This window comes from Clostridium algifaecis, from assembly GCF_017874415.1.
In the GTDB taxonomy this organism is placed as follows: domain Bacteria; phylum Bacillota; class Clostridia; order Clostridiales; family Clostridiaceae; genus Clostridium_B; species Clostridium_B algifaecis.
The window spans coordinates 106,743-129,083 of the sequence record NZ_JAGGLM010000004.1; the positions used below are offsets into that span (position 1 = coordinate 106,743).

Annotated in this window: 23 protein-coding genes, 5 tRNA genes and 1 riboswitch; of the genes, 27 read left to right on the plus strand and 1 reads right to left on the minus strand. The window is 31.1% G+C overall.

Annotation, left to right across the window (positions count from 1 at the left end):
• Nucleotides 1-179: 179 nt before the first annotated feature.
• The 16 genes from J2Z42_RS05130 to J2Z42_RS05205 all read left to right on the plus strand — a co-directional run bounded on the left by J2Z42_RS05130 (nucleotide 180) and on the right by J2Z42_RS05205 (nucleotide 14,040).
• Nucleotides 180-1,361: an acetyl-CoA C-acetyltransferase gene (locus J2Z42_RS05130; RefSeq protein ID WP_209701499.1), complete on the plus strand. Its 1,182-nt coding sequence runs from the start codon at nucleotides 180-182 to the stop codon at nucleotides 1,359-1,361.
• Between the two features lie 254 nt (nucleotides 1,362-1,615).
• Nucleotides 1,616-1,978: an ATP synthase subunit I gene (locus J2Z42_RS05135; RefSeq protein WP_209701501.1), complete on the plus strand. Its 363-nt coding sequence runs from the start codon at nucleotides 1,616-1,618 to the stop codon at nucleotides 1,976-1,978.
• Between the two features lie 28 nt (nucleotides 1,979-2,006).
• Nucleotides 2,007-2,690 (plus strand): F0F1 ATP synthase subunit A, encoded by a 684-nt coding sequence (locus tag J2Z42_RS05140; RefSeq protein WP_209701504.1) that lies wholly within the window; start codon nucleotides 2,007-2,009, stop codon nucleotides 2,688-2,690.
• A gap of 48 nt (nucleotides 2,691-2,738) precedes the next feature.
• On the plus strand, nucleotides 2,739-2,984 hold the full coding sequence (gene atpE / locus J2Z42_RS05145) for an ATP synthase F0 subunit C (protein WP_209701506.1): 246 nt from the start codon (nucleotides 2,739-2,741) through the stop codon (nucleotides 2,982-2,984).
• Nucleotides 2,985-3,041: 57 nt separating this feature from the next.
• Nucleotides 3,042-3,521 (plus strand): F0F1 ATP synthase subunit B, encoded by a 480-nt coding sequence (locus J2Z42_RS05150; protein ID WP_209701508.1) that lies wholly within the window; start codon nucleotides 3,042-3,044, stop codon nucleotides 3,519-3,521.
• Between the two features lie 2 nt (nucleotides 3,522-3,523).
• A complete protein-coding gene (locus tag J2Z42_RS05155) occupies nucleotides 3,524-4,063 on the plus strand; it encodes a F0F1 ATP synthase subunit delta (protein WP_209701510.1) in 540 nt (179 codons plus the stop codon).
• 10 nt (nucleotides 4,064-4,073) lie between these two features.
• On the plus strand, nucleotides 4,074-5,588 hold the full coding sequence (atpA, locus tag J2Z42_RS05160; RefSeq protein WP_209701512.1) for a F0F1 ATP synthase subunit alpha: 1,515 nt from the start codon (nucleotides 4,074-4,076) through the stop codon (nucleotides 5,586-5,588).
• A 22-nt stretch (nucleotides 5,589-5,610) separates the two neighbouring features.
• Nucleotides 5,611-6,462: an ATP synthase F1 subunit gamma gene (gene atpG / locus J2Z42_RS05165; protein WP_209701514.1), complete on the plus strand. Its 852-nt coding sequence runs from the start codon at nucleotides 5,611-5,613 to the stop codon at nucleotides 6,460-6,462.
• 12 nt (nucleotides 6,463-6,474) lie between these two features.
• Entirely contained in the window at nucleotides 6,475-7,869 is a 1,395-nt protein-coding gene (atpD, locus tag J2Z42_RS05170; RefSeq protein ID WP_209701516.1) for a F0F1 ATP synthase subunit beta, read from the plus strand.
• 23 nt (nucleotides 7,870-7,892) lie between these two features.
• Nucleotides 7,893-8,291: a F0F1 ATP synthase subunit epsilon gene (locus tag J2Z42_RS05175; RefSeq protein ID WP_209701518.1), complete on the plus strand. Its 399-nt coding sequence runs from the start codon at nucleotides 7,893-7,895 to the stop codon at nucleotides 8,289-8,291.
• Between the two features lie 207 nt (nucleotides 8,292-8,498).
• On the plus strand, nucleotides 8,499-9,257 hold the full coding sequence (locus J2Z42_RS05180; RefSeq protein WP_209701520.1) for a hypothetical protein: 759 nt from the start codon (nucleotides 8,499-8,501) through the stop codon (nucleotides 9,255-9,257).
• 65 nt (nucleotides 9,258-9,322) lie between these two features.
• Entirely contained in the window at nucleotides 9,323-10,579 is a 1,257-nt protein-coding gene (murA, locus tag J2Z42_RS05185) for a UDP-N-acetylglucosamine 1-carboxyvinyltransferase (RefSeq protein WP_209701522.1), read from the plus strand.
• 117 nt (nucleotides 10,580-10,696) lie between these two features.
• The gene (gene spoIID, locus J2Z42_RS05190; protein WP_209701524.1) at nucleotides 10,697-11,734 is read left to right on the plus strand and encodes a stage II sporulation protein D; all 1,038 of its coding nucleotides are present in this window, start codon (nucleotides 10,697-10,699) and stop codon (nucleotides 11,732-11,734) included.
• Nucleotides 11,735-11,837: 103 nt separating this feature from the next.
• Nucleotides 11,838-12,554, plus strand: coding sequence for a M23 family metallopeptidase (locus tag J2Z42_RS05195; protein WP_209701526.1), 717 nt, complete (start codon nucleotides 11,838-11,840; stop codon nucleotides 12,552-12,554).
• 105 nt (nucleotides 12,555-12,659) lie between these two features.
• A complete protein-coding gene (gene spoIIID, locus J2Z42_RS05200) occupies nucleotides 12,660-12,914 on the plus strand; it encodes a sporulation transcriptional regulator SpoIIID (RefSeq protein ID WP_209701528.1) in 255 nt (84 codons plus the stop codon).
• A 97-nt stretch (nucleotides 12,915-13,011) separates the two neighbouring features.
• Nucleotides 13,012-14,040 carry a rod shape-determining protein gene (locus J2Z42_RS05205; protein ID WP_209701530.1) on the plus strand — a complete coding sequence of 343 codons (1,029 nt, stop codon included), beginning with the start codon at nucleotides 13,012-13,014 and terminating at the stop codon, nucleotides 14,038-14,040.
• A gap of 64 nt (nucleotides 14,041-14,104) precedes the next feature.
• Here J2Z42_RS05205 and yyaC read toward each other — a convergent pair whose 3' ends face one another.
• A complete protein-coding gene (yyaC, locus tag J2Z42_RS05210; RefSeq protein WP_209701531.1) occupies nucleotides 14,105-14,647 on the minus strand; it encodes a spore protease YyaC in 543 nt (180 codons plus the stop codon).
• A gap of 317 nt (nucleotides 14,648-14,964) precedes the next feature.
• Between yyaC and J2Z42_RS05215 the strand changes: the two genes are divergently transcribed.
• The 11 genes from J2Z42_RS05215 to hpf all read left to right on the plus strand — a co-directional run bounded on the left by J2Z42_RS05215 (nucleotide 14,965) and on the right by hpf (nucleotide 22,325).
• A tRNA-Thr gene (locus J2Z42_RS05215) sits at nucleotides 14,965-15,040 on the plus strand.
• A gap of 4 nt (nucleotides 15,041-15,044) precedes the next feature.
• Nucleotides 15,045-15,129: transfer RNA gene (locus tag J2Z42_RS05220), tRNA-Tyr, on the plus strand.
• Between the two features lie 6 nt (nucleotides 15,130-15,135).
• Nucleotides 15,136-15,211, plus strand: a tRNA-Val gene (locus J2Z42_RS05225).
• 39 nt (nucleotides 15,212-15,250) lie between these two features.
• Nucleotides 15,251-15,326, plus strand: a tRNA-Thr gene (locus tag J2Z42_RS05230).
• A 4-nt stretch (nucleotides 15,327-15,330) separates the two neighbouring features.
• Nucleotides 15,331-15,415: transfer RNA gene (locus J2Z42_RS05235), tRNA-Tyr, on the plus strand.
• Between the two features lie 52 nt (nucleotides 15,416-15,467).
• Nucleotides 15,468-15,566, plus strand: a riboswitch (SAM riboswitch).
• A 69-nt stretch (nucleotides 15,567-15,635) separates the two neighbouring features.
• A complete protein-coding gene (gene metK / locus J2Z42_RS05240) occupies nucleotides 15,636-16,811 on the plus strand; it encodes a methionine adenosyltransferase (protein ID WP_209701533.1) in 1,176 nt (391 codons plus the stop codon).
• 107 nt (nucleotides 16,812-16,918) lie between these two features.
• Entirely contained in the window at nucleotides 16,919-19,186 is a 2,268-nt protein-coding gene (gene recD2, locus J2Z42_RS05245; RefSeq protein WP_209701535.1) for an SF1B family DNA helicase RecD2, read from the plus strand.
• Nucleotides 19,140-20,159 (plus strand): hypothetical protein, encoded by a 1,020-nt coding sequence (locus J2Z42_RS05250; RefSeq protein ID WP_209701537.1) that lies wholly within the window; start codon nucleotides 19,140-19,142, stop codon nucleotides 20,157-20,159. The genes recD2 and J2Z42_RS05250 overlap by 47 nt, the downstream gene beginning before the upstream one ends.
• A complete protein-coding gene (locus J2Z42_RS05255) occupies nucleotides 20,132-20,818 on the plus strand; it encodes a ComF family protein (protein ID WP_209701539.1) in 687 nt (228 codons plus the stop codon). Before J2Z42_RS05250 ends, J2Z42_RS05255 begins: the two co-directional genes overlap by 28 nt.
• A 475-nt stretch (nucleotides 20,819-21,293) precedes the next feature.
• A complete protein-coding gene (locus tag J2Z42_RS05260) occupies nucleotides 21,294-21,521 on the plus strand; it encodes a hypothetical protein (RefSeq protein WP_209701541.1) in 228 nt (75 codons plus the stop codon).
• Between the two features lie 273 nt (nucleotides 21,522-21,794).
• Entirely contained in the window at nucleotides 21,795-22,325 is a 531-nt protein-coding gene (hpf, locus tag J2Z42_RS05265; protein ID WP_209701543.1) for a ribosome hibernation-promoting factor, HPF/YfiA family, read from the plus strand.
• Nucleotides 22,326-22,341: the final 16 nt, after the last annotated feature.

Genomic DNA, 22,341 nt, shown 5'->3' on the forward strand with positions numbered 1-22,341 from the left:
TAGTTAGAAAAATAAGTTTTCTAACTATTCTATTGCAAAACTTTGTGTTTTTTTTAACAAAAACATTGATAATTTTTTAATTAACTAGTATAATTAAGATATTGAAAGAAGAGTTTGTAATTAAATTAAATTTTTAAATTTAAAATAAAAATATATAAAAAAGTTTAGGAGGAAGAACAATGAAAGAAATAGTTATTGCAAGTGCAGCTAGAACAGCAATAGGAAAATTTGGTGGAAGCTTAAAGAACGTACCAGCAGTTGAATTAGGTGCTATAGTTATAAAAGAGGCAATAAAAAGAGCTAATATTAAACCAGAAGCTGTAGACGAAGTTATAATGGGAAATGTACTTCAAGCAGGACTTGGACAAAACCCAGCAAGACAGGCATTAATAAAATCAGGAATCCCAAATACAGTTCCAGCTTTTACATTGAACAAGGTTTGTGGTTCAGGACTTAGAGCAGTAAGTTTAGCAGCTCAGCTTATAAAAGCTGGCGATGATGATATCGTTATAGCTGGTGGAATGGAAAATATGTCCGCTGCTCCATATGTAATTCCAGGTGCAAGATGGGGACAAAGAATGTTTGATGGCAAAATAGTAGATGCAATGGTAAATGATGGATTGTGGGATGCTTTCTATCACTATCATATGGGAATGACAGCTGAAAATGTAGCTGAAAAATGGGGAATAACAAGAGAAATGCAGGATGAATTCTCAGCATCATCACAACAAAAGGCACAAGCAGCTATAGAGAGTGGAAGATTTAAGGACGAAATAGTTCCAGTAGTTATAAAGGATAGAAAAAAGGGAGAAATAGTATTTGATACTGATGAATTCCCTAGATTTGGTACAACAGCTCAAACATTATCAAAATTAAAGCCAGCATTTAAGAAAGATGGCGGAACAGTTACAGCAGGTAACGCTTCAGGTATAAATGATGCAGCAGCAGCATTTGTTGTAATGAGTGCTGATAAAGCTAAAGAACTTGGAATAAAACCACTTGCAAAAATAGTTTCTTATGGTTCAAAGGGATTAGATCCTCAGATAATGGGATATGGACCATTCTATGCTACAAAATTAGCACTTGAAAAAGCTAATTTAACTGTAGATGATTTAGATTTAATAGAAGCAAATGAAGCATTTGCAGCTCAGAGCTTAGCAGTTGCTAAAGACTTGAAATTTGATATGAGCAAAGTAAATGTAAATGGTGGAGCAGTTGCTCTTGGACATCCAATTGGAGCTTCAGGCGCAAGAATACTTACAACATTACTTTATGAAATGAAAAAGAGAGATTCAAAACGTGGTCTAGCTACATTATGTATAGGCGGCGGAATGGGAACTGCAATAATAGTTGAAAGATAGAATAAATTAGAATATGTTAGATATGAGTAAAGCAGATATTGTATAAATATCTGCTTTACTTTTTATAGCTATTTTAGTTGAGTTTATAATTGACAATTTAATGAGTAATTATAATGTAATATAAAGAAAACTGACTAAAACTAAAAAAAGATAAGTAATTAAAGTAAAAATAAACCTTTTAGATTATGACTTAAAGGTATATAATTGTTAGTAATCAATAATTGTTAGTAATCAATAATTGGCGGAGGAACTTAATGAACAGAGATATTGTGTATATGATGAAAAAGGTATCAATAATTAATTTGTTCTTTGGAATTATTTTGGGAATTATAGTGCAAATTTTATTTAAAAACTATGGATTGTTTATCATGTTGGGAATGATTATAGCTGTACTTAATTTTTTTATAAATGGTACATTAGGTGGATTAGCATTTGAAAAATTTAAAAATTCATCTGCATCATTATACATGATAAGTTTTATTTTAAGAATTGTAATTGCAGCGGGAATAGGTTATTATATTTTTAAATGCAATAAATATTATACTATAGCATACTTATTTGGATATACTTCTCATTTAATGGGAATATATATATATTCAGTTATTAAAAACAAATAACATCAATTTTAAGAAGGGATGTGATGGAGTGGAAAGCTTTTCACCATTGTTTTTGATACATTTTGGGGCTTTAAAGATACCAATAACCTCTAGTGTTCTTGTACAATGGGCAATTATTGTAATACTGGCTATTTTGGCAAAAATTTTTACACGCAATATGGAAAAAGTACCGAATAAAAAACAAAGTGTTGTTGAAATGATTTTTGAAGGAATAAAAAATCTAGTTGAAGACAACATGGGAAAAGAGTACAGTTCATTTGTACCGTATGTAGGAACTCTTGCAATATACATTATAGTAATGAATATTGCTCCACTAATTATAGGAGTAAGAGCCCCAACAGAAGATTTGAGTGTAGCAGTGGGGTTAGCACTTATAACCTTTGTATTAGTTCAATTTAATGCAATTAAAAAAATTGGGCTGGGGCATTATTTTATAGCTTATGCTCATCCAGCAGTTCCATTATTACCACTTAATGTTGTGGAAAGAATAGTTCTGCCAGTTTCATTAAGCTTGCGACTGTTTGGTAATATGACAGCAGGAGCAGTAATTATTGGAATGGTATATAAAGGATTGGGTCATATAGCTTGGTTTTCACAATTATTAATACCAATTCCTTTTCATGCTTTTTTTGACTTATTTGATGGATCAATACAAATGATAGTATTTGTTATGCTTACTATGATGAATATAAAAGTTATAGCAGAAGAGTAAAGCAATTAAAATTAATTATTATTTATTATTTTAAGGAGGATTTTTATTATGAATATAGATGCAAATTCATTTATATCGGGTATGGCAGCAATTGGTGCAGGTCTAGCTGCTATAGGATGCTTAGGAGGAGGTATTGGAGTTGGTACCGCAGCTGGAAAAGCAGTTGAGGGAGTATCAAGACAGCCGGAAGCAAGTGGTAAAATACTAAGTACATTCTTTGTAAGTGCAGCATTATCAGAAGTAACAGCTATATATTCATTATTGATAGCTCTTATTTTAGTATTTAAAGTTTGATATATAGTTGCCTCACCAGTTTACATATATATTTAGAGGGGAGGATTGAAGTTTGTTATGCAAATTGATTGGTCTACAGTTATTATAACAATTGTAAACTTTGTTGTATTATATTTTATTTTGAAACATTTTTTCTTTAAACCTGTGAACAATACTATTGTGAAAAGGCAGGATGAAATTAATTTAAAAATAAAAGATGCCGATGAAAATGAAAAAAAATCAAAACAAATGTTGTCTCAACATCAAGAGCTACTTAAAAATTCAAAACAAGAAGGTAAATCTATAGTTGAGGAATATAAAAATAAAGCTGAAAAAGTTTCTGAAGATGTAATAAAAGATGCCAAGAATGAGGCACAGTTGATTCTAGATAGAGCTAAAATTGAGGCTAATAGAGAAAAAGAAAAAGCTCAAGCTGATATAAAAAACCAGGTGGTTGATCTCGCTTTATTGGTATCATCAAAAGCGCTGGATGGCTCTATTGATGAAAAACAGCACAGAAAACTTATTGATGACTTTATAGCTAAGGTAGGTATCTAACTATGCATGAATATTTAGATAGGAGATACGCTCTTGCACTTTACGAAGTTGCAGAAGAAAAAGGAAAAGTAGAAGAATACTTAGAACAATTAAGGCAAGTTGTATCTATTATAAAAAATAGTGATAAGTTTATAGAAATTATAGAACATCCCGAAGTAAGTACATCTGTAAAAAAGAAAATGTTTACTGAAATTTTTAAGGATAAAGTTGACGGTGATATACTTTCATTTTTATTGGTTCTCATAGAAAAGGGAAGAATTGATGAAATTGAAGGAAAGCTTAGAGAGATGGAAAATATATATCTGGATAGGCATAATACTGCTATTGCAAAAGTAAAGACTGTTATATCTTTAAATGATGATGAAAAGAAAGCTTTAACTGATAAATTGGAAAAGAAGTTTAATAAAAAAGTTTTGCTTCAGGAAGAATTAGATTCTAGTATAATAGGTGGAGTCTATATTCAGGTAGACAATGAAATAATTGATGGTACCATAAAGTCAAAACTTTCTGAAATGAAAAAAATAATGCTTAAGGGAGAATAGAGGTGAGCCTATGAATATAAAGCCTGAAGAGATAACTTCAATTATAAAAGATGAAATACAGAAGTATGAGAAAAAAATAGAAACAGTTGATTCAGGTACAATAATTCAAATCGGTGATGGTATTGCCAGAGTTTATGGCCTTAATCAGTGTATGGCAGGAGAACTTTTAGAATTTCCAAATGATATTTATGGAATGGCTTTAAATCTTGAACAAGATAATGTAGGATGTGTTCTTTTAGGTTCTGAAGAGGGAATAAAAGAAGGAGATTCAGTTAAAAGAACAGGAAAGGTTATGGAAGTACCTGTAGGAGAAGAACTTATGGGTAGAGTTGTAAATTCACTTGGTCAGGCTATTGATGGAAAAGGCCCTATTAAGACACATGAAACCAGGCCTGTAGAACTTATAGCTCCAGGAGTTATAACAAGACAATCAGTTAAGGAACCACTCCAAACAGGACTAAAAGCTATAGATTCAATGATACCAATAGGAAAAGGGCAAAGAGAACTTATAATAGGAGACAGACAAACAGGAAAAACTGCTATTGCGATGGATACAATAATAAATCAAAAAGGAAAAGATGTAATATGTATTTATGTAGCAATAGGACAGAAACAGTCAACTGTAGCACATATAGTAAATGACCTGACTGAAATGGGTGCTATGGATTATACAATAGTTGTATCAGCATCAGCGTCAGATTCAGCACCACTTCAATATATTTCTCCTTATGCAGGGTGTTCTATGGGTGAATATTTTATGCATAAAGGAAAGGATGTTCTTATAGTATATGATGATTTGTCCAAACATGCAGTTGCATATAGAGAGATGTCATTATTACTTCGTAGACCACCAGGAAGAGAAGCATACCCTGGAGATGTATTCTATTTACATTCAAGATTACTTGAAAGAGCTGCAAAGCTTTCAGATAAATTAGGTGGAGGATCACTTACAGCTCTGCCGATAATAGAAACTATGGCAGGAGATGTTACTGCATATATACCAACAAATGTTATTTCTATAACTGATGGCCAGATATTCCTTGAGACAGAGCTTTTTTATGCTGGACAGAGACCGGCTATAAATGCAGGTATATCAGTATCAAGGGTTGGTGGTAATGCACAAATTAAAGCCATGAAACAGGTAGCAGGTACCTTGAGATTGGATCTGGCACAGTATAGGGAACTTGCATCATTTGCCCAATTTGGATCGGATCTTGACAAGGAATCTATGAGGAGACTTGAAAAAGGTAAGAGGTTAACGGAGATATTAAAACAACCTCAATATAGACCAATGCCTGTAGAAAATCAGGTAATGATATTATTTGCAGCTGGTAGAAATCATCTTATGGATGTACCGGTTGAAAAAATTGTAGAATTCGAAAATGAATTCATGGATTATATGGGTACACATCATAATGAGATAGGACAAGAAATCAGAGAAAAGAAGATTATATCTGATGAATTAAGTGATAAACTTGGTAATGCTATAGAAGAATTTAAAAAAATATTTTTAGCAGAGGCTTAATTTCCTCTGCGGGAGGTGAAATATGGCAGGAGCAGGACTTGTTGCAATAAAAAGAAGGATAAAATCAATAACCAGTACTCAGAAAATAACAAATGCCATGAAACTTATTGCCACCTCTAAACTTAGAAAAGTTAGAAAAAAACTTGAGGCAAATAATGAATACTGTAAGCTTTTCACATCTATTGTAAATGAGTTTGTCTTGGGTGCAGAGGAAAAAAATATTTATATAGATGGTAATAAAAGTAAAGCTAAACTTTATATTGCTTTAAATTCAGATACAGGATTGTGTGGAGGCTTTAACGCCAGCGTTGTAAATGAAGCCGATGCTGTTATGTCAAAGGATAAAGAAAATAATTCCTTGATAGTTGTAGGTCAAAAAGGAAGAATGTATTTTAAAAGACTTAAATATAGTACTGAAGCAGAATATGTTGATATTCCAGATATACCTACAATGAAAGAAGTGGATACTATAGTGTATAAAGCTTTAGATCTTTATAGAAGTGGCAAAATTGGAGAAGTTAATATAGTTTATACTAAGTTTATTTCAACTGTAAGACAGAATGTAATTGTTGAAAAGTTGCTTCCACTTAAAGGTGACAAAGCGGAAGAAAGAAATTTTATTGTAAAGTTTGAACCATCCATAGATGAAATGTTAGATGATGTAGTAAAACTTCACCTAAAACAGAAATTACTTAATTGTATGATAAATTCCAAAGTCAGTGAACAGGCTTCTAGAATGACGGCCATGGATGGTGCAACTAAAAATGCAAATGACCTATTGGATAAATTAAATCTTAAATATAATAGAGAAAGACAATCTGCTATAACGCAGGAAATAACTGAAATAGTTGGAGGAGCAGAAGCTCTTAAGTAAGGAGGGACATTAATGCCAAATATAGGCAAAGTTGTTCAGGTTATAGGACCTGTAGTAGATATAAAATTTAGCACAGAAAACCTTCCTAATATATACAATGCCATAGATATACAATTAGGAGACAAAAAGGTTGTCACAGAAGTTTCTCAACATTTGGGTGATGACATAGTAAGAACTATATCAATGGAAAGTACAGATGGATTAGTAAGAAACATGGATGCTATAGATACTGGAGCACCTATATCGGTACCTGTAGGGCAACCGGTTTTGGGAAGACTTTTTAATATGTTAGGACAGCCGATTGATGAAAATGGAGAAGTAAAAGCTGATAAATATTATCCTATTCATAGGCAGGCACCAAGTTTTGAAGACCAATCTGTTAAACCTGAAATGTTTGAAACTGGTATTAAGGTTATAGATCTTCTTGCACCATACCAGAGAGGTGGAAAGATAGGATTATTTGGAGGAGCCGGTGTTGGTAAGACAGTTCTTATACAAGAACTTATAAACAACATAGCTAAGGAACATGGTGGACTATCTGTTTTCACAGGTGTTGGAGAAAGAACAAGAGAAGGAAACGATCTTTATTATGAAATGCAGGAATCTGGAGTTATAAAAAAGACAGCACTTGTATTTGGACAGATGAATGAGCCACCAGGAGCAAGGATGAGAGTTGCGCTTACTGGACTTACCATGGCAGAATATTTTAGAGACCAGGGGCAGGATGTACTCCTATTTATAGATAATATATTTAGATTTACTCAGGCTGGTTCGGAAGTTTCAGCACTTCTTGGCAGGATACCTAGTGCGGTTGGTTATCAGCCAACGCTAGCAACTGAAATGGGTGCTCTGCAGGAGAGAATAACATCCACTAAACAGGGCTCTATTACATCTGTTCAAGCAGTATATGTTCCAGCAGATGATTTAACAGATCCGGCACCAGCTACAACATTTACACATCTTGATGCAACAACAGTTCTTTCAAGATCTATATCAGAAATTGGTATATATCCTGCAGTGGATCCACTTGAATCTACATCAAGAATACTGGATCCTAGAATTGTAGGAGAAGAACATTATAAAGTAGCATCAGATGTCAAGCATATACTTGAAAGATATAGTGAGCTTCAAGATATAATAGCAATACTTGGTGTAGATGAACTTTCAGAAGAAGATAGATTGGTAGTTATAAGAGCCAGAAGAATTCAGAGATTTTTATCACAGCCATTCTCTGTTGCAGAACAATTTACAGGGTATAAAGGTAAATATGTTCCAATAAAAGAAACTATAAGAGGTTTTAAAGAAATTCTTGAAGGAAAATATGATGATTTACCAGAAACAGCTTTTCTATTTAAAGGAACTATAGAAGAAGTTGTTGAAGCTGCTAAAAGCATGAATAAAAATTAATAAATTACAAGAGGGAGATTAATATGTCAGAAGCTTTAAAATTGACTATCCTTACTCCTGAAAGAGATTTCTACAGGGGAGAAGTGGTAGAACTAATAACTGAAAGTATACAAGGTAGTATTGCTATTCTTCCAAATCATATGCCTTTAATAACTACCCTTCAACCTACTGCTACTGAGATTACACAGAAAGATGGTAAGAAGTTAAAAGCATTTACTTCTACTGGAATACTTGAAGTAAAAAATAATGAACTTAAAATTCTCTGTGATGCTTGTGAATGGCCTGAAGAAGTGGACTTAAAGAGGGCAGAAGCGGCCAGAAATAGGGCAGAGGAGAGATTACACGATAAGAAAAACGGAATAGATGTAAAAAGAGCTCAGATGTCATTAGCAAGGGCTCTGGCTAGAATTAATTTAAAATAATAATTAAATATATGAATTATAAATGAGCATGGAGTTTTTACTCTGTGCCTATTTTTTGCAAAAAAATACATTCACAATATAATTAAATTAATTATATATTAATAGTGAACATATCTATATTAATATTGTAAATATAAATTGTAGAAAATTGAATAATATGTTCATATCTGTCCATAATTTTAAAGAGTGTAAAGGGGAGGATGGATTATGAATAAAAAAATTATCATTTCAGTTATATTATGCATAGTATGTATAATGTCTTTATCAGTTAAATCTTTGGCATATAAGTTAGATACTGATGATAAAAGCAATTCAGATGAGATGTCTTTTTACAAAAAAGAAAACAGGTCAAGCAACAAAGCGGACTTATTTAAAAATATAATCAAGGCAACAAATGGAAAAATTATAGAATATGGTATTATGGCTGAATTTAACAACAGTGATTCAAGAGAAAAAACTGTAAATGAATTATTCAAAAAACTAAATGAAAATAATAATTTAGTTAAGAAAAGTTCTAGCAATAGTGAAAGTTATTCTATAGAATTTCATGGGAATTCCATAGATGGCAATATACAAAGTACTGGATATTCAAATCACAATATTGTGAAAGTAGATATAGTGAAACAGGATAATAAATATTCGCTTTATAAATTGAATAGTAATTTGGATTCCATATTGAAAGATTATAATACAAAAATTATCTATTACAAGTATATAAAGGTAAAAATAGAAAATAATAATATAAATGGTGCATACAATAAAGTGATAAAATGCCTAAAAGATATTGGAGACAGTAATATAAAGACTGAAACTTTAGAAAATGGCTATACATCTACTACTTATACAGGACAATATGAGAAAATTTATAGTGCTGGAAAGCCAGTTGATTTTAATTTTTCAGTTGTTCATTATTCTACCGGGACTTATATAATAATGGGAACACCAGAAATTATAGAAACATATTGATACACTGCATTTATTAAATTAATATACAAAAAACATATCACAAATTATAGAATGGAGGACCATAAATGAGTAAGATAGTAGTCAGAGGTGGAAGAAAATTACATGGTGAAGTACAAATAAGTTCTGCTAAAAATTCTGTATTACCGATTATAGCTGGTTGTATACTAAATGGTGATAAGTGTGTAATAAATAATGTGCCAATGCTGGAGGATGTATTTGTAATAATTGATATATTAAAAAGTATTGGAGCAAAGGTTGATATAAATAAAATTGAAAACAAAGTAATAATAGATACTGAAGATATTAAAGACTGTATGCCTGATAGTGAATTGGTAAAAAAAATGAGAGCTTCTTTTTTGATTATGGGCCCGATGCTATGCAGATTTGGACATTTTAAAATATCTTTGCCAGGAGGATGTAATATTGGAACAAGACCAATAGATTTGCATATAAAAGGATTAAGTGCTCTTGGGGCAAAGATAAATGTTGGATATGGTTATGTGGAGGCATTTGCCAAAAAACTTGTAGGAAGCAACGTATACTTAGATTTTCCATCTGTAGGAGCTACCGAAAATATAATTATGGCAGCTGTTATGGCTGAAGGAGAAACTATAATAGAAAATGCAGCTGAGGAACCTGAAATAGCTGATTTAGGAAGATTTTTAAATAGTATGGGAGCAAATATAATGGGCATAGGTACTGATACTATTCGTATAATAGGTGTTAAAAGTTTAAAAGGAACCACATATAAACCTATAAGCGACAGAATAGAATGTGGTACATTTATGATAGCAGCAGCCATAACAAGGAGTAAATTTAAAATAAATGGAGTTAATTTTGAATATTTGAAACCAATAATTGCAAAATTGACTGAGGCTGGTATATATATAGAACCAAAAGGAAACAGTGTGATTGTAGATGGAAACAGAGAACTTAGACATATAGATGTAAAAACCATGCCTTATCCAGGATTCCCAACTGATATGCAATCACAAATTACAGGACTTCTATGTACTGTTAAGGGTACTAGTATAATAACGGAAACGATTTTTGAAAACAGATTTATGCATGCCGCAGAAATGAAAAGAATGGGAGCTAATATAAAAATAGATGGAAGGAGTGCTGTTGTTGAAGGCATTTCCAAACTTACAGGTGCTAAGGTAAGAGCTACAGATTTAAGGGCAGGTGCAGCACTTATATTATGTGGGCTTGCAGCAGAAGGTGAAACTGAAGTATCAGACATATATCATGTAGATAGAGGATATGTAAACATTGAAGAGAAATTTAAATTATTGGGTGCTGATATAGAAAGAGTAAATTAAAGTAATATTTATTCCTTATTTTCCATATAATTATATTATTTACAAATGGATAAGTGTAAATAATAATTATTATAAAGCATATTTTTATGATACAGGTAAAATTATGAAAGGAGTCTAATGAGGAAAAGTATTATACTGATATTAAAAAGAATATTTATTTTAGTGTTTATGTGTACAAGTTTTATAATTGCATTGTCTTTTATTTTGGGAAGTTCTAATGACAAAAACACAAATTTGCCTGGATTTTTTATGAAATCAAAAAGTATAATTTTTAATGACAATAATGGAGGAAATATAAAAGTTTATATAACAAAGCAAAATAAAGTAAAAGAGATACCTATTGAAGAATATGTAACGGGAGTTGTAGCTGGAGAAATGCCTGCTGAGTTTTCAGAAGAGGCACTTAAAGCTCAGGCTGTAGCTGCTAGAACTTTTGCAGTAGCACATATGGAGAAGTATGGTGGAAAAAAATATAAAAGTAATACTGGAGCAGATGTATCTGATGATACTAAATGTCAGGTTTTTGTATCAAAAAATAATAGATTTAATACATGGTCTGATAAGGACAGAAACAATTATTGGAATAAGATAACTGATGCAGTAAATTCAACAAAAGGAGAAATATTGACTTATAAAGGCAAATTAGTTACAGAACCATATTATTTTGCTACAAGCAGTGGAAGCACTGAAAGTGCTCTTGAGATATTTAATGATGATAAGGGATATTTAAAAAGTGTAGATAGTCCTGGAGAAGAAAAAGCGCCTAAATATAAAACTCAAAAGCAAATATCCAGAGGAGAATTTATAAATAAAATTAATTCTGCTTACAACAGTTCCAAATTATCTGTTTCAAACTTGGAAAACGATGTTAAAATAGAAAGCAGAACCGAGGGTGGATCTGTAAAAAACATAAAACTTGGTTATATTACTATATCTGGAACAAAATTTAGAACTTTAATGGGAATCAATTCATCTAATTTTAGTATAAATTTTATTGGAAATAATGTTCGTATACAATGTCTTGGGTATGGGCATGATGTTGGTATGAGTCAGTGGGGAGCCAATGCTATGGCTAAAAAAGGCAAAAATTATAGAGATATATTATATCATTATTATAGCGGAGTAAAAATACAGAAAATGAGCGATATATTATAAGAATTAGCAGCTAAATTATAGCTGCTAATTTTTTTACAAAAAATTTTATAAAATATGTATTTTTTGTAACTCTCTGGACAAACTACAAAAAGGAGGTGTTCATATGGATAAAAAGTTTATTAAAGGACCAATTAATTTTTTTAAGAAAGAGGGTTTTTATGTAATTCTGTTTATTTGTTTGTGTGTGGCAGCTGCAGCGGCTATTTTGACAGTTAAAAACAATAAAAATGAAATTTCAAATGAAAATAAGGCAGCTATATCACAGAAGAGCGGTAATGGAGAAACGGCAAAGGCAGAAAAAAAATACGATAATGCCCTTCAAGTTAAAAAAGACAGTAATACACAAAATAAAACAAACAACAGTGTTCAAAAACAGGAACCTTCAAAAGGTGTATCAAATTTGGTTAGCACAGCTTTTCAAAAGCCTGTAGAAGGTAATATAGCAAGGGCTTTTTCGGAGAATCCAGTATATTGGAGTTCTACAAATACGTATAGACCAAATCTAGGATATGATATACAAGCTTCTGTTGGAAAGTCAGTATTTGCAGCAATGGATGGAAAAGTAGAAGAAATAAATACAGATACTCAAGATGGAGTTCAAGTTATTATAAATCATCAAAATGGTTTAAAAACAGTTTATTCAAATTTAGACCGGAATTTGAAAGTTTCTAAAGGACAGAATGTAACAAAAGGAACAGTAATAGGATCTGTAGGAAATACGACTCTTAGATCGGCTTATGAAAAGTATGGAGATCATCTTCATTTTGCTGTTTTAAAGGGAGATAAATTTGTTGATCCAGGAAAATATATAAAATATTAATATTTAGCCATTTCTTTATATTTATGAAGAAATGGCTGGTAAAAAAGTTTATTTAAGTACTATTAATTCTGTACTGTTAACTGATAGTAAAGGAGTTGAAATTATTTGAAAGATTACATTGAAGAAAGAGTTTTAGAAGTAGCTAAATATATAATAGGATCGAAAGCTACAATAAGGAAGACGGCGAGAGTTTTTGGAGTTAGTAAAAGTACTATACATAAAGATATGACTGAAAGACTTCCAAAAATAAATCCTCAAATTGCGGTGCAGGCTAAAATGATATTGGACTACAATAAAGCAGAAAGACATATTAGAGGAGGAAATGCAACTAAAATGAAGTATAAAGCTATTGAAGGTTAAAAACATTCCTTTTATGATTGTAATATGGTAAAATTAATAAAAGAAGATAATTTTATGTCGCAAACGAAAAGTAAGGGAGAGTAGGAGTGAAAAAGGAATGTTTTTTAGTATAGGAACTGATATGGGAATTGATTTAGGTACAGCCACTGTACTTGTCTATTTAAAAGGAAAAGGTGTAATATTAAAAGAACCATCAGTGGTAGCTATAGATAAAAACCAAAATAAAGTACTTGCAGTAGGAGAAGAAGCATGGCAAATGATAGGAAGAACTCCTGGTAATATTGTAGCAATACGTCCATTGAGAGATGGAGTTATATCTGATTATGATGTAACCGAAAAGATGCTTAAATATTTTATAGGAAAAGCTTGTGGTCATAGGAGAACTACTCCTAGAGTAGTAGTTTGTGTGCCTTGTGAATCAACAGAAGTTGAAAAAAGAGCTGTAATCGATGCATCACAGAATGCAGGTGCAAAAAAAGTATTTTTAATTGAAGAACCTCTGGCAGCAGCTATAGGAGCAGGTCTTGATATAACAAGGCCAGAAGGAAATATGGTAATTGATATAGGCGGAGGAACTACAGATGTAGCAGTAATTTCTTTAGGCGGAATTGTAGTCAGGTCTTCTATAAAGGTAGCAGGAGATAAATTTGATGAATCTATAATTAAATTTATAAGAAAAGAACATAAATTAATGATAGGGGAGAGAACTGCAGAAGAATTAAAAATAAATATAGGTTCTGCATTTAAAGGTGAAGATGAAACAGAAATGGAAATAAGAGGACGAGATTTGATTACAGGATTGCCTAAAAATGTAACAGTGTCTTCTGCTGAAATGAGAGAAGCCTTAAGAGAAACTGTAAATTCAATAGCAGAAACTACTCGTGCAGTACTCGAGAAGACTCCTCCGGAATTAGCAGCAGATATTGCAAGTAAAGGAATTATTATGACTGGAGGGGGATCTCTTCTAAACGGATTAAATCAACTAATACAGCAAGTTACAAACGTTCCCGTATATGTAGCTGAAGATGCAGTAACATGTGTGGCATTAGGTACAGGCAAAGTACTGGAATATCTGGATAAAATGGAGCTAACTTTTAATGGAGACAGCATAACACTTGTAGATTAGAAAACCGTAAAATCTAATTTATTAGTTTATTTCTAATAAGTTAGATTTTTTAGTGTAAAGAAAGTTATATTAATATATCGTTGTTATAATACAAATAATATGCATGAATTAATGAGTAAAGTATAACTTTCGACATTGACAAAATTAAATTTAACCTTATATTATTTGTAGAATTGAATATATTTTCATTACAATTTGAATCTACTATACCTATTATTGAAGATTCACCGACATTTGGAAGGGATTTTCCAACACCTTTTCCTGGATGGACAGGAAAATCTCTTACCTGAATTTCACCTATACTGTCTATGTCGCCTAAACAAGCATCTATACCTATTATATTGTAATTTGAATGTTTGTTCTTTATCTCATTTAATTTATTATCAATATTCAGTGCATGTATTGGTTCTTGGATTGTGCCGTAAACTGGAAGCGGAAAGTGTTTACATTTAAGTAATGTACCTACCAGGGGACCAAGGCAGTCACCTATGTATCTATCTGTACCAATACAAACTATAATTGTATTTTTATTTATATAATTTTTTAAAAAATATGCTAATTTGTAATATGCTAATGGGCTTTTATAGTTAGCTTTAACTTTATTCAAATTACTTTCACCTCTTTAAATTTATGTTTTTATATTTTTAGTACATATTAATGACCAATTAATTGTATAAATACTAAATATTTAAAAATATCATATATAATTTATATGATGGAGTTTAAAAGATTAGAATTGTAAATTGAGTTATAAACATTAAAATACGATTTAAAGAGAAAAAATAAGAAATCAGGAGCAATTGATGAATAATATCAAAATTTGATATAAAATAAGAATTGAAAAATATCGCTTAACAATGTATACTAACATACGTTAATGGGTTTGAAAATGAATTAAACAATTTTGGATAAATTAATAAATGCGCTGGCATAGCTCAGCAGGTAGAGCAACTGACTTGTAATCAGTAGGTCGTGGGTTCGATTCCTACTACCAGCACCAATATGGAGGAATTCCCGAGTGGCTAAAGGGGGCAGACTGTAAATCTGTTGTCATTGACTTCGATGGTTCGAATCCATCTTCCTCCACCATTATTTGGGCGCATAGCTCAGCTGGGAGAGCATCTGCCTTACAAGCAGAGGGTCACAGGTTCGAGCCCTGTTGTGCCCACCAATAACTGTTTTAATTTTACTAAACTTTATTAATAAATGCGCTGGCATAGCTCAGCAGGTAGAGCAACTGACTTGTAATCAGTAGGTCGTGGGTTCGATTCCTACTACCAGCACCAATATGGAGGAATTCCCGAGTGGCTAAAGGGGGCAGACTGTAAATCTGTTGTCATTGACTTCGATGGTTCGAATCCATCTTCCTCCACCATAAAAAAACACTATCTGGTGTTTTTTATTTTATAATTTATAATTAAAAAGAACTCTTATCGAGAGAGGTGGAGGGAAAGGGCCCTATGAAACCCGGCAACCAGTAAGTTTACTAAGGTGCCAATTCCTGCAGTAATACTGCAAGATAAGAGAGTAGTTAAGTTTATTTAACCTCTTCTTACGAAGAGGTTTTTATTTTTACAAAAATGGAGGCAAAAGATATGAGAAAACTATTTACGTCCGAGTCAGTTACAGAAGGTCATCCAGATAAGATGTGTGATCAAATTTCGGATGCTATTCTTGATGCTATATTAGAACAAGATCCTCAAGGAAGGGTAGCTTGTGAAACTGTGACTACAACAGGAATGATTTTAGTTATGGGCGAAATATCAACTAAATGTTATGTAGATATTCCAAAAATAGTTAGAAAAACTGTATCGGAGATAGGTTATACTAGAGCTAAATATGGCTTCGATTGTGATACTTGTTCTGTAATATCTTCTATAGATGAGCAATCATCTGATATAGCTATGGGAGTAAATGAAGCTTTTGAAGCTAAATCAGGAAAAAAAGACAAGCTAGATACTATAGGCGCAGGAGATCAAGGAATGATGTTCGGATTTGCTACAAATGAAACTCCGGAATATATGCCTCTCCCTATAAGTATGGCACATAAACTTGCTAAGAGACTTGCAGAAGTTAGAAAAAATGGGACTTTATCTTACTTAAGACCTGATGGAAAAACGCAGGTTACTGTTGAGTATGAAGATGATAAACCAATTAGAATAGATACTGTAGTTGTATCTACCCAACATGATCCACAAGTTACCCAGGATCAAATAAAGAAGGATATAATTGAAAATGTTATAAAACCTATTATACCACCAGAGCTTTTAGATGATAAAACCCAATATTTTATAAATCCAACTGGTAGATTTGTTGTTGGTGGACCACAGGGTGATTCAGGACTTACAGGAAGAAAAATAATAGTAGATACTTATGGAGGATATGGCAGACACGGTGGTGGAGCATTTTCTGGAAAAGATCCAACTAAAGTTGATAGATCTGCTGCATATGCTGCAAGATGGGTTGCTAAAAATTTAGTAGCTGCTGGAGTTTCCGATAAACTTGAAATACAGCTTGCATATGCTATAGGTGTAGCAAAACCAGTATCTATAACTGTAGATACTTTTGGAACTGGAAAAATATCAGAAGACAAGATAGTAGATATAATAAATAAAGTATTTGATTTAAGACCGGCTGCGATAATAAGAGATTTAAATTTGAGAAGACCTATATACAGACAAGTAGCTGCTTATGGACATTTTGGAAGAACGGATATAGATGTTCCATGGGAAAAACTAAATAAAGTAGATGAAATAAAGAAATATTTATAAAAGAAAGCGCGCATTTATGATGCGTGCTTTTTGAGTTGAAGTTATTTTAATGTGATATAATTATATATATATTTAATTGACTATTTTTAAAAAAGTAGGGAGATTTTATGCAGGAGATACAGGGTATTGTAGATGATATAGTATATCAAAATGAAGAAAATGGTTATGTAGTGGCTAAATTAAAAACCAAAAATGCTATTACAACTGCAGTAGGGATTGTGCCATTTATAATGGAAGGACAAAACTTGAAATTAACAGGAGAATGGGTAACTCACAAAAAATTTGGAGAACAATTTAAAATAAAATATGCTGAAGAAATAATACCAAATACTACTACTGGAATAGAAAGATATTTATCATCTGGGGCAATATCAGGCATTGGGCCTGTTACAGCTAGAAAAATAGTAGAAAAATTTGGAGAAGGTACCTTGGAGATATTAGATAATCATATAGAGAGATTGAGGGAAATAGAGGGTATAGGCAAGAAAAAAATAGATCTAATTTGTAAATCTTACTCAAAGCAAAGTGAAGTTAGAAATATAATTTTATTTTTTCAGACCTACGGAGTAACTCCAAATCAATGCGTAAAGATACACAAAAAATTTGGTACAGATTCTATAAATATAGTTAAAGAAAACCCATATATACTTACAGAAGAAATATCAGGAATAGGCTTTAAAATTGCAGACAGAATAGCTAGAAATTTTGGAATAGAAGCAAATTCTCCATTTAGAATTGAAAGTGGAATTAAATACGTAGTAAGTAAATTTTGTGGCTTTGGCAATACTTATATGCCACTTGAGAAGCTTATAAAAGAAGCAGTAGAGGTATTATGTGTTACCAAGGAAGAAATAGAGGAAAATGTATATGACAGTTCTGTTAAAGGAAAATTAAAATTGGAAAAATTGCAGGATAAGGTATGCGTATTTTTACCAGTTTATTATTATTGTGAATTAAGTGTAACAAAGAAAATACTGTATTTAGAATTTAACAAGTATGACAAGATAGAATTGGATGTAGAAAACGAAATTGAAAAGTTTGAAACTGAGAATAATATAGAATTTGCAGAATCACAGAAGGAAGCTATAAGAGGCTCAGTAGAAAATGGAGTAGAAATAATAACGGGTGGACCCGGAACAGGCAAGACTACTATAATAAATTGCATAACGCGAATATTTGAAAAAATAAACCTGAGAGTTTTTATGGCGGCACCTACTGGAAGGGCAGCTAAAAGGATGTCGGAATCTACGGGAAGAGAAGCTAAGACTATACATAGACTTTTAGAAATGGGAGCATCAAGCGATGAAGAAGCAATGTTATTTTCAAGAAGTGAAGAAACTCCTCTGGAATGTGACGTAGTAATCATAGATGAGGCTTCCATGATAGATATAACTCTTATGAACAATCTTTTAAAGGCTATTTCGTTGGGAACAAGACTTATAATAGTAGGAGATGCAGACCAATTGCCTTCAGTAGGGCCTGGAAATGTCTTGAGGGATTTTATAGATAGCAAATGTATTAAAGTAGTGAGGCTGAAAGAAATATTCAGACAATCAAAAGAGAGCATGATTGTAGTAAATGCACACAGAATAAACTCCGGCAAAATGCCTTTTTTAAATAAAAAAGATAAGGACTTTTACTTTATAAGATGTAAAGATCAAGATAATATACTGACAACATTAATTGAGTTAGTTGATAAGAGATTGCCGGGATTTAATAAATCATGGAATAAATTAAATCATATTCAGGTGGTTTCTCCTATGAGAAAAGGATTACTTGGAGTTTTTAATTTAAATAAAAAACTGCAGAATATATTAAATCCCCAAACTGCAAATAAGACTGAAAAACAATTTAGAGAAGTTGTATTCAGAGTGGGAGATAAGGTTATGCAGACAAAAAATAACTACTCCTTAAAATGGACGTCAGTTGAAGATAAAAAAGAATGTGATGGGCTTGGCATATTCAATGGTGATGTAGGATATATAGAAAGTATAGATAAAGAAAATGATACAGTAACTGTAATATTTGATGATGAAAAAAAAGTAATATATGACAATATATATTTAGATGAACTTGAATTAGCATATGCTATAACTATACATAAAAGTCAAGGAAGTGAATTTCCTGTAATCGTAATGCCCGTATTTATGGGATCAAGCTTTCTTATGAACAGAAATCTGTTATATACTGCTATAACCAGGGCAAAACAGATGGTAGTACTTGTAGGAGACTTAAAGGCATTTAAGTTTATGATAGATAACAATAAAAGTTTTGAAAGGTATTCGTTATTAAAAAACAGAATAATGGATATAATGGAGAGTGAAGAAGATGCTGATTTGGAAAAAGGTCGATTTTATGGAGAAGAAAATAAATGATATGATACTTAAATGGAGTAACGAAAATAAAAAATTTTTAAATATAGTATCTATTCCGTATAATTCTACATATGTATTTATAGATCTTATAAAAAAATATCTGAAAGAAAATAAAAAAATACTGTATATAACAGGTGAAAATTCCAGTGAAATAAATATAATATCAAATATAAAAAAGTATACTAATATTAAAAGTTATGCGTATATAAAAAATGTGGAAAAATACAGCTTTGTAAATTTAAATATATGCAATTTTGAAACAGCTTGTAATTTAAAAAAAGATTTTGATTTGATAATATATGATGATATAAGCAGTTTTCCATGTCATAACAGATACGAAATATTAGATATTTTAAGTGAATTAGCTAATAAAAACAGTAGAGTGGTTGTTTATTCTATAGAAGAAATACTAAAAAATTGTGAGACTATACTTATTCCTGTAAAAAATAACAGAGTTCCAATAATTGAACCAAGAACTATACTTACAAGACTTGATATAAATAAAAATATTCCATTTGTAATTTATGATTATATAAAATGGTCTATAAGTACAGGAAGAAAAGTTATAATATTTGTACCTGATGAAGTGAAGATTACAGCTGTATATTTATATATAAAGGATTATTGCAAACATTTTTTAAAAAATATAATTTGTTTTACTGAAAACAGATCTGATAAAAAACTAATCAATAAGTTCTTAAACTTAAATAATGCAATATTAATTACAAATTGTTTTAAATATTTAAGCCCTGATATAAAAAATTCAGATATAATGGTTTATTTTGCTGATCATTCAAATTTTAATTATAAGAAATTTATATACTTATGTGCAAGTGTAGTGAGAGGTGAAAAAGATTTGAAAGGTGAAGTTATATTTTTAGCCAATTATGAAACAGATGACATGGAAAAGGCAAAATATATAACTAGAAATTTCAATAAAGAAGCATGGAATATGGGATTATTGAAAGTTTAAAAAATCTTAAGGATTGTATACTGTCGGTTATCTATTCTGGAAATGAAAATTGTATACTCTGTAATAATGAACTGTATTCAGATAAATATATATGTGATTATTGTATGAAGAGTATAATGATTTGCAGAGATAAGACTGAAATAGGAAATGTTAATGGTACTTTAAAATTTGACTGCTATAGTGGAGCATATTATTCAGGATCTATGATGGAACTTATAGTTAAGCTAAAATATAAAAGTTCTTTTAGATCAGGACATGTAATAGCGGACTATATGTATAACAGTATAAAAGCAAACAAATTGGAATTTGATTTTATTACATATGTTCCTATGACTAAAAAAGATTTTAAGCGAAGAGGGTTTAATCAGGGAGAATATCTAGCTAATATTTTAAAAGAGTATACAAAAAAGCCTGTAATTTCATGTCTTTCTAAAATTAAAAGTACAAAAGATCAGATAGGTTTAAGTAAAAGAGAAAGATGGGAAAACATAAAAGGAAGTTTTAGATTTAAGAATATAAGTCTGATAAAAAACAAAAACGTTCTAATTGTTGATGATGTATTAACTACTGGTGCTACGGCATTTTATTGTGCACTTGAATTAAAGAATAATGGAGCAAATAAAATTACCATATTGACTGGAGCAAAAAGTAGGGTATAATTATCATGTTAAGTTAGGTTTGTGATTGAAAGTCGATGCCAGTCGCAGGCAAAACGATCCACGTAAGTTGAATAAAATATTTAATGAGCATGGTGCGGTTTAGAAGTAAGCCCTGCCGCAGAATTGCGAGAGGATTATTAGTGAGAGGTTGATTCCGGGTAGCAAAAGTTCCAGCAGGCGAGTGTGGGGTCAAAAATCAGGTCAGCTAACTTGACAATGCACTAACTGTGCAATGTAGCAGTCTTTTTTAAGGCTGCTATATTAATTTTATAAAAAATAATAAGACTTATATTCTGTTTTGTATACAAATGTAGATTAAGCAGTAAAATGATGAAAATCACATGAGAGATGATATAAATATTAACTGTAAATATTTGCATCCGTTTTTTATTGTTTATAATAAGCATCGACAAGCTATAAATAGATTGTTATAATACTAAACAGTTAATAATTTATTGAAGGGAATGTGAATTAAATGAAAATTACAGGCATATTATTTACTTTATTAGGTGTATTGGGAGTTGTTTGTAGCGGTTATATGTATGGAGGCATAAAATTAATTACTATGACAGGTTCACTTGGATCTTTGTTGTGTGGAATAGGTTTTATTCTTTCTTATGTTAACTTTATTGGATTGTATAATAATATGACAACTTATAAGGATTCTTATATAAACAAAGATTCAATATCAAAAGCAGTATAAAGCTTAATTATCTTTAGCGCTTAATTGTGTAACCCTGGCTAATTCCAGGGCTATTTTTATTTATAATATTTTTATTAAAAACATACGGAACAACTGTATGTAGATAACAGTTCCAATAATTAAAATCTAATATATCAATATACTATTGTAATTTAAATTCAACAGTATTAAAATATAAATAACATATTTATTATATAAATTATACTAAACCCACACATAATGTAAAATTATATATTATTAATAAGTGGGAGATAAAAGAGAGGGGCTGGAAATATGAAAATAACTGTAAAAGGAAAAAATATATCGGTAACTGAGGCATTGAGAGATAAAGTGGAAAAAAAGTTGTCAAAACTCGATAAGTATTTCAACCCTAATGTAGAAGCTCATGTTACATTGAGTGTGCAAAAGAATACACAGATAATTGAAGTTACTATTCCTTTTGGAGGGGTTATACTTAGAGGAGAAGAAAAAAATGATGATATGTATGCTTCAATTGATTTAGTTTTAGATAAGTTGGAAGGTCAAATAAGAAAACAGAAAACAAAATTACTAAAAAGAAAACGTTCATCAGATTCTTTAAAATTCCAATTCATACCAGATCAGAAGGATGAAGAAAAAGAAGATCACAAAATAGTCAAGACTAAAAAATTTGCAATAAAGCCAATGTCTGCTGAAGAAGCAGTTCTTCAAATGGAACTTCTAGGACATAATTTCTTTGTATATGAAGCTGCAGAAAACGGAGAAGTAAATGTGGTATATAAAAGAAAAGATGGAGATTATGGACTTATAGAACCTGAATTTTAACATAAAATCAAGAGAG